We start from the raw sequence: 14,300 nt of genomic DNA, 5'->3' as shown, positions 1-14,300 counted from the left end.
GCCGAGGGCGTCCAAGGCTTCTGCGGATCTCATATCGCGGTGCCGCCCTGATCCCGCGAAAGGGTGAATGTGGCAACCTCCGCCGACGAAACGAGCGACCAACCTTCATCGGATGTCGATATGACTCCGGTAAACATCGAAACCGATGCGCCGCAAGAGGATTCAACCTTCGAGGTCGAAGTCGACCCAGTGGTGCGAGGTGGCGCCGGGGATGATTCCGAATGGGATGACGGCGAGTCCTCGGCACTGCGACGGGCGCGCAAGGAAGCCGCGCTCATGGCCGGTGGGGATTCGACGCGCGCGTACCTGAAGCAGATCGGCCGTGTTCCCCTGCTGTCTGCGGAAGAAGAGGTGGATCTGGCGATCCGGATCGAGGTTGGACTGTATGCGGCGGAGAAGCTGCGCGAGGAGCTCGAATCGGGGTCCGGTATCACCGCCGCGCGTCGCCGCGACCTGACCTGGGTCGTGCAGGACGGCGTCAAGGCCAGGAACCACTTGCTCGAGGCGAATCTGCGGCTGGTGGTATCGATCGCCAAGAGGTACACCGGGCGCGGTATGGCCTTTCTCGACCTGATCCAGGAAGGCAATCTGGGCCTCGTTCGTGCGGTTGAAAAGTTCGATTACCGCAAGGGATTCAAATTCTCGACCTATGCCACGTGGTGGATTCGTCAGGCGATCAGTCGCGCCATGGCCGACCAGTCTCGCACCATTCGCGTCCCGGTGCACATTGTGGAGATCATCAACAAGCTCGGACGCGTCCAGCGTGAGCTGCTGCAGCAATTGGGCCGCGAGGCCACGCCCGAAGAGCTCGCGGAGGAACTGGACATCACACCCGAGAAGGTCCTGGAGATCCGGCAGTACGCGCGTGAACCGATCTCACTGGATCAGACGATCGGCGACGAGGGTGACAGCCAGCTCGGCGACTTCATCCAGGACACCGATGCGGTCGTCGCGATCGACGCCGTGTCGTTCACCCTGCTGCAGCGCCAATTGCAGTCGGTGCTCGACACGCTCCACCCGCGAGAAGCAGGCGTGATGCGCCTGCGCTACGGCCTGAATGATGGGCAGCCCCGGACCCTCGACGACATCGGGAAGGTCTACGGCGTCACGCGTGAACGAATCCGCCAGATCGAATCGAAGACCATGTCGAAGCTGCGCCATCCGTCACGCTCACAGGCCCTGCAGGACTACCTCGACTGACCGGTCGGCCTCTGTTGTTCCCCAGCTGTCCGGCCCTGGCCATACCGAACTTCCCGGGGCCCGAACGGCTCTCGACGCACCAGCGTCTGATCGGGGCGGTTGGTGTGTAGCGTCAACGAGAAAGGCCCCTCCCGTTCAGCGGTTTCGCTGTTGGAAGGGGCCTTTCGTGGTGCGCCATCAGGGACTCGAACCCCGAACCCGCTGATTAAGAGTCAGCTGCTCTGCCAATTGAGCTAATGGCGCGTGTTACTCCCAGGGGGCTTGGGCTTTCGCTTGGGCCGCTCTGCGGTGCGAGAAGAACATTAACAGGGTGGAGTGCGGAAAGTGAAATCGGGTGTCTGAGCTGCGGGTTTGTGGAGGGTTGGGGAGTTGTTAACGCGGCGGGGGTGATCACGGATGTTTCGGACGAAGCCCCTGTGGGCCGGACGCTTGGTTGGAAGCCGGGGTGGTTGTGACTGCCAGGGCGGGGGTCTCGGTCGGATAGGGGTGGTGATCGAACAGGCGTGGTCGGGGCCGGGAGTTGTGCGGTGGCCGGTTGTGCACCGAGTTGTGAAGCGGGGTTGCGATGAGTGAAGGTCGGGGGCGGCGTCGGCTGCTGGGTGCCGGGGTGATGGTGTCCGTGCTGGCGTTGGCGCTGGTCGGGTGCTCGTCGGGGGATAAGGGTCAATCCTCGACGGTGGCAATCGATTCCAATCCCATCGGCGAGCTCATGAAGCCGAAGCTGATCTCACCGGTGAAGGACGGCGACAAAGGGGTGTCGCCCGGGGAGCTGACGTTGCAGGTGGAGGATGGCCGGCTCACGACCGTGGCGCTGACCAATCCGGACGGCCGGCCGGTACCGGGTGAGCTGGCGGCGGACGGCCGTTCGTGGCGGCTGACCGAGCAGTTGGGGTTCGGGCGCACCTACAGGTTGAGCGTCGATGCGATCGGCCTTGGCGGCGCGACCAATTCGACGATGAGTTTCACCACTATCTCGCCCGATAACCGCACCCACCCGTACCTGTTGCCGGCGGAGAACGACGTGGTCGGTATCGGCCAGCCGGTGGCCGTGCAGTTCGACGAGAACATTCCGGATCGCCGGGCCGCCCAGGCGGCGATCAAGATCACTACCACGCCCGCGGTGGAGGGCGCTTTCTACTGGGTCAACAATCGCGAGGTGCGCTGGCGGCCGCAGAACTTCTGGGCCCCGGGCACCAAGGTCGACATCGCGGTGAACGCCTACGGCCGGGAGCTCGGCAACGGCCTGGTCGGCGACAGTGACATCCATTCCAGCTTCACCGTCGGCGACGCCACCGTCTTCACCGCCGACGACGACACCAAGATGGTGACCGTCGAGCGCAACGGCGAGGTGATCAAGACCATGCCGACCTCGATGGGCAAGAACTCCACACCCACCGACAACGGCGTCTACATCGTCGGCGACAAGTTCGACAAGATCATCATGGATTCCTCCACCTATGGCGTCCCGGTGAACTCGCCGGCCGGCTATCGCACCCCGATCGACTGGGCGACGCGGATCTCCTACTCCGGCATCTTCTTCCACTCGGCCCCGTGGTCGGTGGGCGCACAGGGCTCGGTCAACACCAGCCACGGCTGCCTGAATCTGAGCCCGGCCGACGCCAAGTGGGTGTACGACAACGTCAAGCGCGGCGACATCACCATCGTCAAGAACACCGTCGGCGGCACGCTGTCGGGTCTCGACGGGTTGGGTGATTGGAACATTCCGTGGGAGCAGTGGAAGGCCGGCAACGCCGACGACAACCGCTGATCCCCGACGCCCGCTGCCGATCCCGGACACGGCGAAGGGGCATCAGCGTGTTCGCCGATGCCCCTTGGGACGCGCTCGATCTCGGGGGTGGGGGGGTCAGCCGATGGTCCCCGGCCCGATGCCGCCGCCACCATTGAGGTTGCCGCAGCCCAGTCCCGCGTAGCCCGCGAGCGCCGCGGCGCTGCCGGCGACGGTACAGCCGTTCTTCGACGAACCCGTGGTCGCCGAACCGCTCGCGCCGCCGAGCTTGATGGCGGAGGACCCGAAATTGACATCCGACTCCATCGGGTTGCTGTCCGCGGTCGGGTCGGTCGTCGTGCCCGGAGTGGTGGTGGTGCCCGGCGTGGTGGTGCCCGGGGTGGTCGTCGTGGTGCCGGGCGTGGTCGTGGTCTGCGCGGCGTCGGTGAGAACGATCTCCGCGGACGCGGCGGGCGCGGCGGGCAGAATGGCCGCAACGGCTAGCAGAGTGGTTACGGCATAGCGGTTCACGTGCGAAGTCCTTCGGATCGAGCATGGATCGGGGCCTCGACTCCCCGGTGTCCAGAGCAGTGTACGGAGATCGCGTGACCCGCGCCGCAAAGTGCGACACACTGGTGTTTCTGTCACACTCCGAGACGCGCTGGGTCAGTCGCCCAGAAGCGCCACGGCCCGCACCGGAGCGCCGTCCGCACCGGGCAGATTGAGCGGGAACATCGACACCTCGACCCGCTGCCCGGACTGCTGCGCCGCGAGCACCTCGCTCAATCCGGTCAGATTCTCGGCGATGACCGCGTTCGCCCCACACAGAATCCGGTGCACCGGGATCTCCTCGGTGGGCGTCGGGTCGACACTGAGCGCGTCGATCCCGACCGTCCGCACGCCCGCCGCGATCAGATACTCGGCCGCCTCTTCGGTCAGATGCGGATGGTTCACATACGCGTGGGTGCCCCAGTGTCGCGACCAGCCGGTGGCGATCAGCACGATCTGCCCCGCCGCCACCCGGTCCGCGAAGTACTCGCGCCCGATCGCCCCGCCCGCCCCGGCCGCCCGCGCGTCGATGACCAGGCCCGGACCGGTGAACCGGTCCAGCGGCAGCTCGTCCAGCGTCGGCAGCGAGTCGTCGATATGTCGCGGCGCGTCCACATGCGTGCCCGTCTGCGATCCGAGATCCAGGTGCAGCACGTTCACCCCGTCGGCGGTCACGGTGAGCGCGGGCCGGATGGTGACCTCCGGATCGCCGGGATACACCTGCATACCGGACCGAATCGGTACCGAAAGATCGATGATGCGCACTTTCCGCCTGCCTCCCTGTGGATTTCACGCGATGATGACAGTCAGCAAGATCGAATACAGTCGCCGATGAGGAATTCGAGAATCGCTATGTCTGCCATACATATTGCCGTGTTGAACCGCAGTACCGTACTGACCGACGCGCAGGTTTCTGCCGTGGTCCCGGCATTGCAGACGCAGGTGCACCGGGATTGGGCCCCGGCGTGGGGGAGTGACGCCGACCTGAGTTTCGTGGCGACCGGCGCACAGCCTCCGGCCGGCGCCTGGTGGCTGGTGGTCTCCGACGACTCCGATCAGGCCGGGGCGCTCGGCTATCACGACCTCACCAATGAGGGTCTGCCGATGGGAAAGGTGTTCGCGCGCAGCGACATCGATGCCGGCCTGCAGTGGACGGTCACGGCCAGCCACGAGCTGCTGGAGATGCTCGGTGACCCCGATATCAACCTGGCCGCCTACGTGTTCTCCAGCGCCACCGCCGGACGCATCTACGCCTACGAGGTCGCCGACGCCTGTGAGGCGGACCAGTACGGGTACGCGATCAATGGAATCCAGGTGTCGGACTTCGTGTTTCCCGCCTGGTTCGAGAACTTCCGCAAGGCGGGCAGCACCCGGTTCGACTACGGCAACCACATCACCGCGCCGTTCCAGCTGCTGCCCGGCGGATACATCGGCGTGTTCGACATCAATGGCGGCAGTGGCTGGCACCAGCTGACCGCGGAGAGCAAGCCCGCGCAGTACACCATGCGGCCCCGGGTCGGCAGCCGCCGCGAGCGCCGCCGCACGCCCCGCGACCAGTGGCTGCTCAGCGAAGTGCGATGAGATCCGGCAGTTTCCGGAGGTCCGGCCGCGTCAGGGAGCTGTCGCGGCCGGTCAGCGAGCCCGGGCGTCGAGCAGCCAGCATGCGGCGGTGAAGCGGGCCTCGTCGCCGTGCACGAAGGGTTCGAAGGCCGCCCGCACGGTCTCGATGACCCGCTGCCGGGTGGCTTCGTCCACCTCGAGCAGCGCCAGGCCGACGGGTCCCAGCCGCGAGAGGTAACCGACGAGCGCAGGTTCGGGCATGACACAGTCGACATCGAGCGGGCGGATGCCGATATCGGCCCAGCCGCTCGCCGCCAGCATCCCGGCCACGTGATCGTGGTCGGCGAGGGCGAATTGGCCTGGTGAACCGGGGATTCGGGGTTCGAGATTCGACAGCAGCGGCGCCGCGGCGCGTTCGGCCGCGGTGAAGAACGGATTCGCCTCCGGATCGCGCCAGACGATGCACCCGAGCCGGCCGCCGGGCCGGGTGGCGCGGCGTAGGTTGGTGAAGGCGGCGACCGGGTCGGCGAAGAACATCACCCCGAACCGGGAGGTGATGAAGTCGTAGGCGGCGGCCTCGAAGGGCTGGGTCTGGGCGTCGGCGCGAATGAAGTCGACGGGCAGGCCTGCTCGCTCTGCGTTGGCGCGGGCGGCCGCGATCATCGGTTCGGCGATGTCGACGCCGGTGCAGTGCGCGCCGGTTTCCCGTGCGAGGGCGAGGGTGGTGCCGCCGGTGCCGCAGCCGACGTCGAGGACGTCCCGGGCTCCGGTGTCGCGCGCCAGTGTCACCAGGATGTCCTGGAGCGGTTGCATCACCTGGGCGATGAGGTCCTGGGCGTCGACCCAGGCATTGCCGGAAGCGCCGTTCCAGCGGGCGGATTGGTCATTGTCGAGCGGTGTCGTCATGGTCGCTGTCCTTCGTCGGTGGACGGGCCGGAGAGCTACACTGTCCCAATTCAAGTCGGCTGGAGGTCAAGCTCCGAGGTGATCCCGTGAGCAGTCTGGATATCGCCGAGGTCGTTCGCCGATCGGGCGTCCCGGCCTCGACACTGCGCTACTACGAAGAGCGGGGCCTGATCGCCTCGAACGGCCGGCGTGGGCTCCGCCGTCAGTTCGACGAATCCGTGCTGGAACAGCTGGCCCTGATCGCGCTGGGCCGCACCGCCGGTTTCTCCCTCGACGACATTGTCGTCGCCTTCGGTCCCCAGGGCGACCTGCGCGTGGACCGTGCCGTGCTCCTCGGCAAGGCGGACGAATTGGACCGCACCATCACGCAATTGACCGCCGTGCGCGACGGCCTGCGGCACGCCGCCGCCTGCCCGGCCCCGAGTCACGCGGAATGCCCGACCTTCCGGCACCTGCTGCGCGAGGTCATGGCGGGCCGGATCGCCGCCATCGACGCGCTGACTCCGTGACAACCGCTGTGCCGCACGGCATCTGAGCGATCCCACGGCACGCGGGCGTCACTCCGTCTGGTAGCCCGGATGCACGCCCGGGGCCAGTCCATGGTCGGCGGCCAGGCCAACCAGCAGCCCGGACAGGCCTACACCACCGCGCATGCCGGGCTCATCGATGTCGGAGCGCTGTTACTGGTGTTGTCCGCCGCGCCGCTGGCCATTGCCGCCGGGCTGATCCAGCGGGTACTGCGCGGTCCGTCCATCGCCACCATCGGCGGTGCGCTCGCCGCCGGCGGGCTCACCTTCAGCGCCCTGTTCTCCTGGGCCGGCGGGCGGCTGAACGATGCCGCCGCACCGGAACTGGCCCGCGCGATCGCCGCTCAATGTTTCCGGGGGCCGGTAACTTTCGGCGGGCATGTCCCGTCATATGGGTATGAGCACCGAAGACCGGCCGGACGACGCGTTCGCCGGAGCCTGGCGGCGGCATCGCGCGTACGTGGTGGACCTGGCCTTCCGGCTACTGGGCGATATCGGCGCGGCCGAGGACGCCGCGCAGGAGGCGTTCACCCGGCTGGCCCGCATGCGACCCGGTGAGGTGAGCGACGAGCGCGCCTGGCTGACCGTCGTCACCAGCCGCCTGTGTCTCGACGAATTGCGCAGTGCGCGAGCGCGTCGCGAGCAGGCCGGGGATCCGGGGCAGCTGGAGGCCGAGACACCGGTCGCACATGCTGTGCCTCTCGACCCGGTCGACCGCATCACCCTCGACGAGGAGGTGCAGCTGGCGCTGTACCGCATGCTGCAACGCCTCGCACCCGCCGAGCGGGTGGTGCTGATCCTGCACGATGTGTTCGCGGTGCCGTTCGAGCTGGTCGCCGACACCGTCGGGCGTCCGGTCGGCACCTGCCGGCAGCTGGCGCGCCGGGCACGGATCAAGATGTCGGAGGCGCGGCGGCCCGACGGCCCGGTGGCCCCGGCCGAGCACCGCGCGGTGACCGAGCGGTTCATCGCCGCCTGTGCCGGTGGGGATCTGGACGAATTGCTGGCGGTACTGGATCCGGAGGTCTGGGGCATCGCGTCGTTCCGGCCGGACTCGCCGATCGTGGCGCGGCCGAGCCGCGGGCCGGAGACGGTGGCCGCCAATATGATCGCGTTCTGGGGGCCCGGGGTCACGCTGGTCACGCATTCGGCGTTCGGGCGGCCCGCCCTGCTGGCCTATCGGGACCGGGAGCTGTTCGGCGTGCTCGTGCTGACCATTGCGGGCGATCGGATCGTGAGCATCGAGGCGACGGTGGATGTGTGAGGTAACTTTCCGGGCGGGCGTCCCGTCTTGAATTCATGACTCACAACAGGTTTCGTGCACGACACGGAAAACTCGCGGTAGCGGCACTGTTCGGGATGATGCTGACCTGGAGCGCGCCGGCCGCGCACGCCGATCGGGCGGCCGATGCGGACCGGTACCTCGGCGTCTGGAACTACGACCAGCCCAACCGCGCGGATGCCGCCGATATCGCCTCGGTCGGGCAGTTCGGCCTCGAGCTGCTGACATTTCCACAGGTCGGGACGGTGGAGTTCGCGAGGAGTGCGGATGGGGACATCACCGGCCACACCGATCAGGGCTGCACATGGCACTTCCGGGTGAACGGCGACGCCCTGGATCTGACCAGCACCGACCAGTACTGCTTCAACTCGGTGATCGGCTCGGGCTACAACATCTACTACTGGCACGTCACCGTGCGCGACGGGCGTGAGCAGGAGGTGATCCGCGCCAACAGCTATCTCCCGTACGGCACTTTCGATTTCGAACTCGCCAACGGCAGGCGGACCAGAGCCGACGCCGCCGATCCGGGAGACGCGGCACGGTTGTTCACCGGCTCCTGGGCGTACGACCCCGTGAATCTCGCCTACCTGAACAACCTCACGTCCCCGGGATATCAGCCGAAAACAGGTGTGGTGCAGATCGATTCGAGTGCCGGACCGCTGACCGCCCACACCGGCGACGGCTGCTCGTGGACCCTGGACGCCCACGGCAACACCGCCGAACTCGCACCCGCCGGCCAGACCTGCCGAACCCCCGGCGGCACCGTCACCATGTCGTTCTGGTCGATGGCCAGCGATGGCACACACCTGATCTCCATCATGAACAGCACCGACCCGCACGGCGATTCGTCCTTCCTCGCCAGCGGCAGCTCGACCCGGCAGCCCTGACCCGCGGCGGCTGCCGGGCCCGCGGGGCTAGCGGACGGCCCCGACGGCCGCCTTGGTGACGGCTGCGACCAGCGAACTGTCCGGAGTGGCGGTCTGCTCCGGTTTGTCGGTCAGGACGGCGATGACCAGCGGTGCGGAACTGCCTGCGGGCCAGGTGATGGCGACGTCGTTGGCTGCTCCGTAGCCGTCGCTGGTGCCGGTCTTGTCGGCGGTCTTCCAGTCGGCGGGGACTCCGGCCCGGATGCGTTCCTTGCCGGTGGTGGTGGCCAGCAGCCAGTCGGTGAGCTGGGCACGCTCGGGTGCCGCGAGCGCGTCACCCAGCACCAGGGCGCGATAGTCGGCGGCCAGGGCGGCAGGGGTGCTGGTATCGCGTTGGTCGCCTGGGATATTGGAGTTCAGGTCCGGTTCCCAGCGATCCATGTGGGTGACCTGATCGCCGATCGACCGCAGGAAGGTATTGAGACCCTCCGGGCCGCCGATCAGCTTCAGCACCTGGTTGCCCGCCGTATTGTCGCTGATCGTGATGGCCGCGTGGCAGAGCTCGCGCACCGTCATGCCGGAGTCGACCCGGGTCTTGCTGATGGCGCTGCCGCCGATCACGTCGTCGGCGGTGAAATGGATGACCTGGTCCAGGAATCCGCTGGCGAGTGGGTGCGCGTGCAAGAGCGCGCCGCAGGCCAGACCCTTGAACGTCGAGTCGAAGCCGAAGCGCTCGTCCTGGCGATGGCCGAAGGATTTCCCGGTGCCGGTGTCGGTGACGAATACACCCGCGCGGGCTCCGTGGTCGCGCTCGAGCGTCTCGATCGCCGTGTCGGTGCTGGTGATCGAGGTGGAATTGCTCGGGGCGGATCCGCTTTTCGTCGCCGACGTGCAGCCGGCGGCGAGCGGCGCCAGCAAGAGGAGCGAAATCAGCGCATGGTATTTCAGGGTCGACAAAACAAGCCTCTCAATCTGTTTCGAGTGCTGAAGGTGTATTCGGCTCGCGCCGTACGGAATTGGTGTCGTGGGGAAACGGAATCGGTGTCGGGGGAGTCAGTGCGGGGCGCGCAGCATGCGGCCCGCGGCCTGCACGGCGGGCTCGGAGCTGCCCGCGTCACTGATGAAGACGGCGAACGCGAGATCCCCGTCGATGCCGACGAACCAGCCGTGCGCGTGCTTGTCGTCGATGTACTCGGCGGTGCCGGTCTTGCCGAGCAGACCGGGAATATCACGCAGTTCCGTGGCGGTGCCGCCCGTAATCGTTTCCCGCATCATGGATTTCACCTGATCGGCAATCCCCGGCGGCAGCGCGGGCGGCTGCCTGTCGGGCTTGCCGGGCTGGCCCTGGACCACCGTCGGCGGTTGGACCGTGCCCTGCGCCAGCGCGCCGGCCAGCAGCGCCATGCCGAACGGTGAGGCGGTCACCTTGCCCTGCCCGATGCCCTCCTCCACCCGCAGTGCGGGCGTGTCGGCGGTGGGCACCTTGCCGGTGACGGTGGTCAGTCCGGGCGTCACATAGTCGATGCCGAGCCCGAGCTGTGCGGCGGCATTGGTCAGCCCGTCCGGTGCGAGCTGGACCGCCAGCCGGCCCATGGTGGTGTTGCAGGACTTGGCGAAGGCGGTGTGCAGCGGCACCTGGCCGAGGTCGAAGTTGTTGTCATTGGGGATCTCCCGGCCCTCGATGTTCTCCTTGCCGGGGCAGGCGACCATGGAGTCGGGAGTGACCTGGCCGGCCTGCAGCGCGGCCGAGACGGTGACCGTCTTGAAGGTCGAGCCCGGCGGGTACAGCCCGGTCAGCCCGATCGGTCCCTGCGCGTCACCGGCCGCGTTCTGTGCCATGGCCAGCACATTTCCGGTCGACGGTTGCACCGCGACAATGGCCGCCGGAGTGGTGATCGGAGCCAGCGCGGCCTCTGCGGCCCGCTGCAAACCGATATCGAGGGTGGTGTGAATATCGGTGACCGGCTTGGGATCCGGGCCGCCCACCCGCTGCGTGCCGTCACTGCCCTGGGCGCGCACGGCCCAGCCGGCGGCGGCGTCGGCCTGCTGCTGCCACAGGTCGGAGAGGCCCGAGAAGGTCGGGGAGGACAGGGCCTTGTCCACGGCCAGCAGCCGGGTCTGCTGGGTAGTGGTCACATTTGCGAGCTTCGTGAGGGCGGCTTGGACGGTGGCGTAATCGGATTCGCGCAGGGTGACCGCCGTGATCGGTTTGCCCTGGGCCGCGGCCAGATCCGATTGCAGGCTCGCGGCCGTGACATCCGGTGCGACCGGTTGCAGGGCTGCCGCGACGGCCGCCGGATCGGCTCCGGGCGCGACGTTGACCAGCGTCACCACCTGCTGGGTGAGCAGATCGCCGCCGGCGCTGTCGAGGACCTTGGCGGGGTTGGGGTAGACGAGGCTGTAGGACAGCGGGCCGACATCGAGGCCGGGCGCGACGGTCGCGGGATCCCACCGGATCTTCCAGTCGCCGCCGGACTGCGTGGCCCGGCCCGAGGTGGTGTACGTCCACTCGTTCGTGCCGTCCTTGCCCAGCTTCCAAGTGGCGGCCAGCGTGAAGGTGCCGCCGTCGTCGGTCTTCTCGACCTTGCTCGCCGCGAAATGCACCTGCTTGCCCAGGCTGTCGTAGAGCGGGCCGAGCGCGGCGGAGGCCTTGGCCGGGTCACTGGTGGCGTTGGCGGCCGCCGGTACGTCGTCGCGGTTCAGAGCGTCCGCGAAGCCGTCGACCGTCTTGGACAGTCCGGACGTGGCATCCGATCCGGAGCATGCCGTCGCCGTGACCAGCATGGCCGCGGCGCAGACACCGGTGAGGGCCTTCCTGCTGAACTCTGCCATGACAGCCACCCCAACATGGATCACCGGTGGCTGTCCAAGACCAACACGGATGGGAACCGATATAGCAATCGATATCGTCGCAGCGTGCGGGGTGTCGAGCGGCGGCGTCACGGGCGGTTGACGGGCCGATCGGGGCACCGGGAATGCTGGAGGAGTGGACGAGATCTTCCGGACGGCCGGTGTCGAGGGCCGGGTGCATGCCCGTTGTTTCGACTGTGACGGCGAATTCGGCTGGGGCGCCGACGAACCGGTGGTGTTGTCCTCGGTGGTGAAAGTGCCGCTGGTGCTGGAGTTCGCGCGGCAGGTGGCGGCGGGGCAGCTCGATCCGGCCGATCGGGTGCGGGCCACGGCGGCGGACCGGCTGGGCGGGGTCGGCACCGCGGGCTGCCACGACGATGTCGAATTCAGCCTGCGCGACGCCGCCTACTTCGCGCTCACCGTGAGTGACAATACCGCCGCCGACCTGCTGTTCGATCGGGTCGGCGTGGAGAATGTGCGGTCGCTGGCGCGCGAGCTCGGGCTCACCGGCACCCGGATCATGGGCGCGCTGCGCGACATCCTCTACAGCATGGCCGAGGACATCGGTGCGCGTGACCTGCACGAATTCGCCCGGCGCTACCCGGAATCCAGCGCGGCGGAGGTGTTCGGCTCGCGCGCGGTGGATCCGCTGCGCACCACGGCCGGGACCGCGCGGGATATGACCCGGCTGCTGTGGCTCATCGGCGAGGATCGCGCGGGTTCGCCCGAGGCGTGCCGGTTCGTGCGGGATCTGATGCGGCAGCAGGTGTACGGGCATCGGCTGCCGTCGGCGTTTCCGCCGGGCACGGACATCTGGTCCAAGACCGGGACGCTGCCCGGGATCCGCAATGAGATCGGGGTGGTCGGGTATCCGGATGGCAGCCGGTACGCGGTCGCGGTATTCACCGTGTCACACAGCCTGGCCGGGCGGCAGCCCGCGGTCGATCGGGCGATCGGCGCGGCGGCGCGGCTGGCCGTCGAGCGCATCGATCACGGCCGACCCGCGACCACATCCCACGGCCGGCGTTGCGTCCTGTCTTGAATCGGGGCCGGTCGGGACGCGCCGTCACCCTGCACGACCGCGACGATGAGGTCGGCGAGTTCCCGGACCAGCGGGTGCGGGGCGGCGGCGGGCCAGGTCAGGGCGAGCCGCCAGGTCAGCGTGCCCTCGGGCAGTGGCCGCCACACCACGCGCGGCTCCTTCTGCGCCACCAGGCCCTGGTCGAAGGCGACGCCGCGGCCGGAAAGCACCATGCCGAGCACGAATTCGGGATTGCGCGCGTGCTGCACCGAGGTGGGGCGGAAACCGTGCTCCCAGCAGGTGCGCAGGGTGGCGTCGTAGAGGCCGGGCGCGGCGGCGCGCGGGAAGATCACCAGTCCGTGCCCGGCCAGATCGGCCAGGGTGAGGGCCGCCCGCGCGGCCAGCGGGGAATCGCGCGGCAGCACCACGCCCAGCGGGGTCTCCACCGCCGGGCCCGATTCCAGGCCGACCACATCCACCGGGTATTGCAGCAGCCCCGCGTCCAGTTGCCGATCGGCCAGCAGCCGCACCTGTTCGGCGGTGGTCAGCTCCTGGAGGTCGACCCGCACCTGGCGGCTCTCGAACGCGGTGAGGATGGCGGCCAGCACGCGGCCCGCCAGTTCGGGCGGCACGCCCACCCGCAGTGCGTCGATCTCACCCCGATGCGCCTTGCCGACCAGCGATTTCGCCCGCTCCCAGCGTGCGATCAGGTCCCGCGCCTCCACCAGCAGGATCTGTCCCGCCTCGGTGAGCTCCACCCGGCGGCTGTCGCGTTCCAGCAGCCGGGCCCCGATATCGGTCTCCAGCTTGCGGATTCGCTGGCTCAGCGCCGGCTGGGCGATCCGCAGCCGCTCGGCCGCCCGGCCGAAGTGCAACTCCTCGGCCACGGCGATGAAGTAGCGCAACTGACGCAGCGGATCCACCCGACCGACGATATCGGTTTCCTTATCGCCGGGTCAGGCCCGGGCGCGCACCTCGAGAATCTGCAGGCACCGCCCGATCGGCCCGCGCTCGTCGTGCAGCACGGTCGAGCACATCCCGACCCCGTCCGGCCCGATCGACGTCTGCACCGCGAGCCCGATCCACTCGCCCTCCGGTAGCCGGAACAGGTCGATCGTCAGGTCGGTGTTCAGGAACGTCCACTGATACGGATCCAGCTGCGCCCCAATCCCATTGGCCACATCCGCCACCGAGAACACCCGCACCAGCGGTGAGATCTCCTCCCCTTCGACCACCTCGACCAGGGGCCGCACCCACACCCGCCGGGTGACGTCGTCACTCTCCACCGCCCGGATGTCCACCGACTTCACATACCCGACATCCCACCCGTCCGGCACGCCCCACCCGATCTCGGACGCCTCCGGCACCGCCGGCAGCGGCGCGTCGGCCGTATGCACCACCGACGAACTGTCCGACGTGGCAATCCGCCACGCCGAAGCCTTGGCCACCGCCCGCCGGCTCCCATCCGCCTGCGTCGCCACCAACTCCGCCCCCACCAACTCGACCCGCCGCCCCGGCCGCTCCACCCACGCCCGCACCTCGACCTCCCCCACCGGCACCGGCCCCAAAATCTCCATCGTCAACCGGGCAACCCGCGCCCCCTCCCGAGGCGCACACCGTTCCACCGCCCGAGCCAGCAACGCCGAAGGCGGCGCCCCATGCTGCATGGAAGCCGCCCACACACTCACCGTCGACCCAGTAGCCCCAAACCGCTCGAACCCCTCATCCCCCACCCCCTGCGCGATGTAATAGGCCTTGGTCCCCGCCTCCTCCAACTCCGCCCGCTCCACCACTGTCACGTCATGCATCTGCG

General features: G+C 68.4%; 15 protein-coding genes and 1 tRNA gene. 7 read left to right on the top strand and 9 right to left on the bottom strand.

The features are described from left to right. Positions 1-69 precede the first annotated feature (69 nt). Positions 70-1,200: an RNA polymerase sigma factor gene (locus ACWEKS_RS35090; RefSeq protein ID WP_452344087.1), complete on the top strand. Its 1,131-nt coding sequence runs from the start codon at positions 70-72 to the stop codon at positions 1,198-1,200. Positions 1,201-1,367: 167 nt separating this feature from the next. Here ACWEKS_RS35090 and ACWEKS_RS35085 read toward each other — a convergent pair. Next, a tRNA-Lys gene (locus ACWEKS_RS35085) sits at positions 1,368-1,443 on the bottom strand. Positions 1,444-1,765: 322 nt separating this feature from the next. Here ACWEKS_RS35085 and ACWEKS_RS35080 point away from each other — a divergent pair. Then, positions 1,766-2,968 (top strand): L,D-transpeptidase, encoded by a 1,203-nt coding sequence (locus ACWEKS_RS35080; protein WP_452344086.1) that lies wholly within the window; start codon positions 1,766-1,768, stop codon positions 2,966-2,968. A gap of 96 nt (positions 2,969-3,064) precedes the next feature. Here the strand turns inward: ACWEKS_RS35080 and ACWEKS_RS35075 are convergent, their stop codons facing one another. Both ACWEKS_RS35075 and ACWEKS_RS35070 read right to left on the bottom strand, forming a co-directional pair. After that, positions 3,065-3,457, bottom strand: a complete 393-nt coding sequence (locus ACWEKS_RS35075; RefSeq protein WP_452344085.1) for a hypothetical protein — start codon at positions 3,455-3,457, stop codon at positions 3,065-3,067. A 135-nt stretch (positions 3,458-3,592) separates the two neighbouring features. After that, on the bottom strand, positions 3,593-4,240 hold the full coding sequence (locus ACWEKS_RS35070; RefSeq protein ID WP_452344084.1) for a cyclase family protein: 648 nt from the start codon (positions 4,238-4,240) through the stop codon (positions 3,593-3,595). A gap of 111 nt (positions 4,241-4,351) precedes the next feature. On the opposite strand from ACWEKS_RS35070, the gene ACWEKS_RS35065 reads away from it, so the two are divergent. After that, entirely contained in the window at positions 4,352-5,056 is a 705-nt protein-coding gene (locus tag ACWEKS_RS35065; RefSeq protein ID WP_452344083.1) for a hypothetical protein, read from the top strand. Between the two features lie 51 nt (positions 5,057-5,107). Here the strand turns inward: ACWEKS_RS35065 and ACWEKS_RS35060 are convergent, their stop codons facing one another. Further along, positions 5,108-5,941, bottom strand: coding sequence for a class I SAM-dependent methyltransferase (locus tag ACWEKS_RS35060; RefSeq protein ID WP_452344082.1), 834 nt, complete (start codon positions 5,939-5,941; stop codon positions 5,108-5,110). Positions 5,942-6,027: 86 nt separating this feature from the next. Here ACWEKS_RS35060 and ACWEKS_RS35055 point away from each other — a divergent pair, with 86 nt between their 5' ends. After that, positions 6,028-6,450 (top strand): helix-turn-helix domain-containing protein, encoded by a 423-nt coding sequence (locus tag ACWEKS_RS35055; protein WP_452344081.1) that lies wholly within the window; start codon positions 6,028-6,030, stop codon positions 6,448-6,450. Between the two features lie 171 nt (positions 6,451-6,621). Here ACWEKS_RS35055 and ACWEKS_RS35050 read toward each other — a convergent pair whose 3' ends face one another. After that, complete coding sequence (locus ACWEKS_RS35050) at positions 6,622-6,849, bottom strand: hypothetical protein (protein WP_452344080.1); 228 nt, start codon at positions 6,847-6,849, stop codon at positions 6,622-6,624. A gap of 16 nt (positions 6,850-6,865) precedes the next feature. Here ACWEKS_RS35050 and sigI point away from each other — a divergent pair, with 16 nt between their 5' ends. After that, positions 6,866-7,732 carry an RNA polymerase sigma factor SigI gene (sigI, locus tag ACWEKS_RS35045; protein WP_452344079.1) on the top strand — a complete coding sequence of 289 codons (867 nt, stop codon included), beginning with the start codon at positions 6,866-6,868 and terminating at the stop codon, positions 7,730-7,732. 35 nt (positions 7,733-7,767) lie between these two features. Further along, on the top strand, positions 7,768-8,637 hold the full coding sequence (locus tag ACWEKS_RS35040) for a hypothetical protein (RefSeq protein WP_452344078.1): 870 nt from the start codon (positions 7,768-7,770) through the stop codon (positions 8,635-8,637). 27 nt (positions 8,638-8,664) lie between these two features. Here ACWEKS_RS35040 and bla read toward each other — a convergent pair whose 3' ends face one another. Together bla and ACWEKS_RS35030 are read right to left on the bottom strand one after the other, a co-directional pair. Beyond that, the gene (gene bla / locus ACWEKS_RS35035) at positions 8,665-9,573 is read right to left on the bottom strand and encodes a class A beta-lactamase (RefSeq protein WP_452344077.1); all 909 of its coding nucleotides are present in this window, start codon (positions 9,571-9,573) and stop codon (positions 8,665-8,667) included. Positions 9,574-9,669: 96 nt separating this feature from the next. Continuing rightward, positions 9,670-11,448, bottom strand: a complete 1,779-nt coding sequence (locus tag ACWEKS_RS35030) for a penicillin-binding transpeptidase domain-containing protein (RefSeq protein WP_452344076.1) — start codon at positions 11,446-11,448, stop codon at positions 9,670-9,672. Between the two features lie 154 nt (positions 11,449-11,602). Here ACWEKS_RS35030 and ACWEKS_RS35025 point away from each other — a divergent pair, with 154 nt between their 5' ends. Continuing rightward, on the top strand, positions 11,603-12,508 hold the full coding sequence (locus ACWEKS_RS35025) for a serine hydrolase (protein ID WP_452344075.1): 906 nt from the start codon (positions 11,603-11,605) through the stop codon (positions 12,506-12,508). Here the strand turns inward: ACWEKS_RS35025 and ACWEKS_RS35020 are convergent. Next, positions 12,457-13,410, bottom strand: coding sequence for a LysR family transcriptional regulator (locus ACWEKS_RS35020; RefSeq protein ID WP_452344074.1), 954 nt, complete (start codon positions 13,408-13,410; stop codon positions 12,457-12,459). The two genes, ACWEKS_RS35025 and ACWEKS_RS35020, sit on opposite strands and share 52 nt — an antisense overlap. Positions 13,411-13,443: 33 nt before the next feature. Continuing rightward, the gene (locus tag ACWEKS_RS35015; RefSeq protein WP_452344118.1) at positions 13,444-14,295 is read right to left on the bottom strand and encodes a thioesterase family protein; all 852 of its coding nucleotides are present in this window, start codon (positions 14,293-14,295) and stop codon (positions 13,444-13,446) included. Between the last annotated feature and the right edge of the window lie 5 nt (positions 14,296-14,300).

The organism is Nocardia sp. NPDC004711 (genome assembly GCF_053601595.1).
The sequence above is the reverse complement of the archived record's forward strand: the minus strand, read 5'-3'. Positions and strand labels throughout refer to the sequence as shown.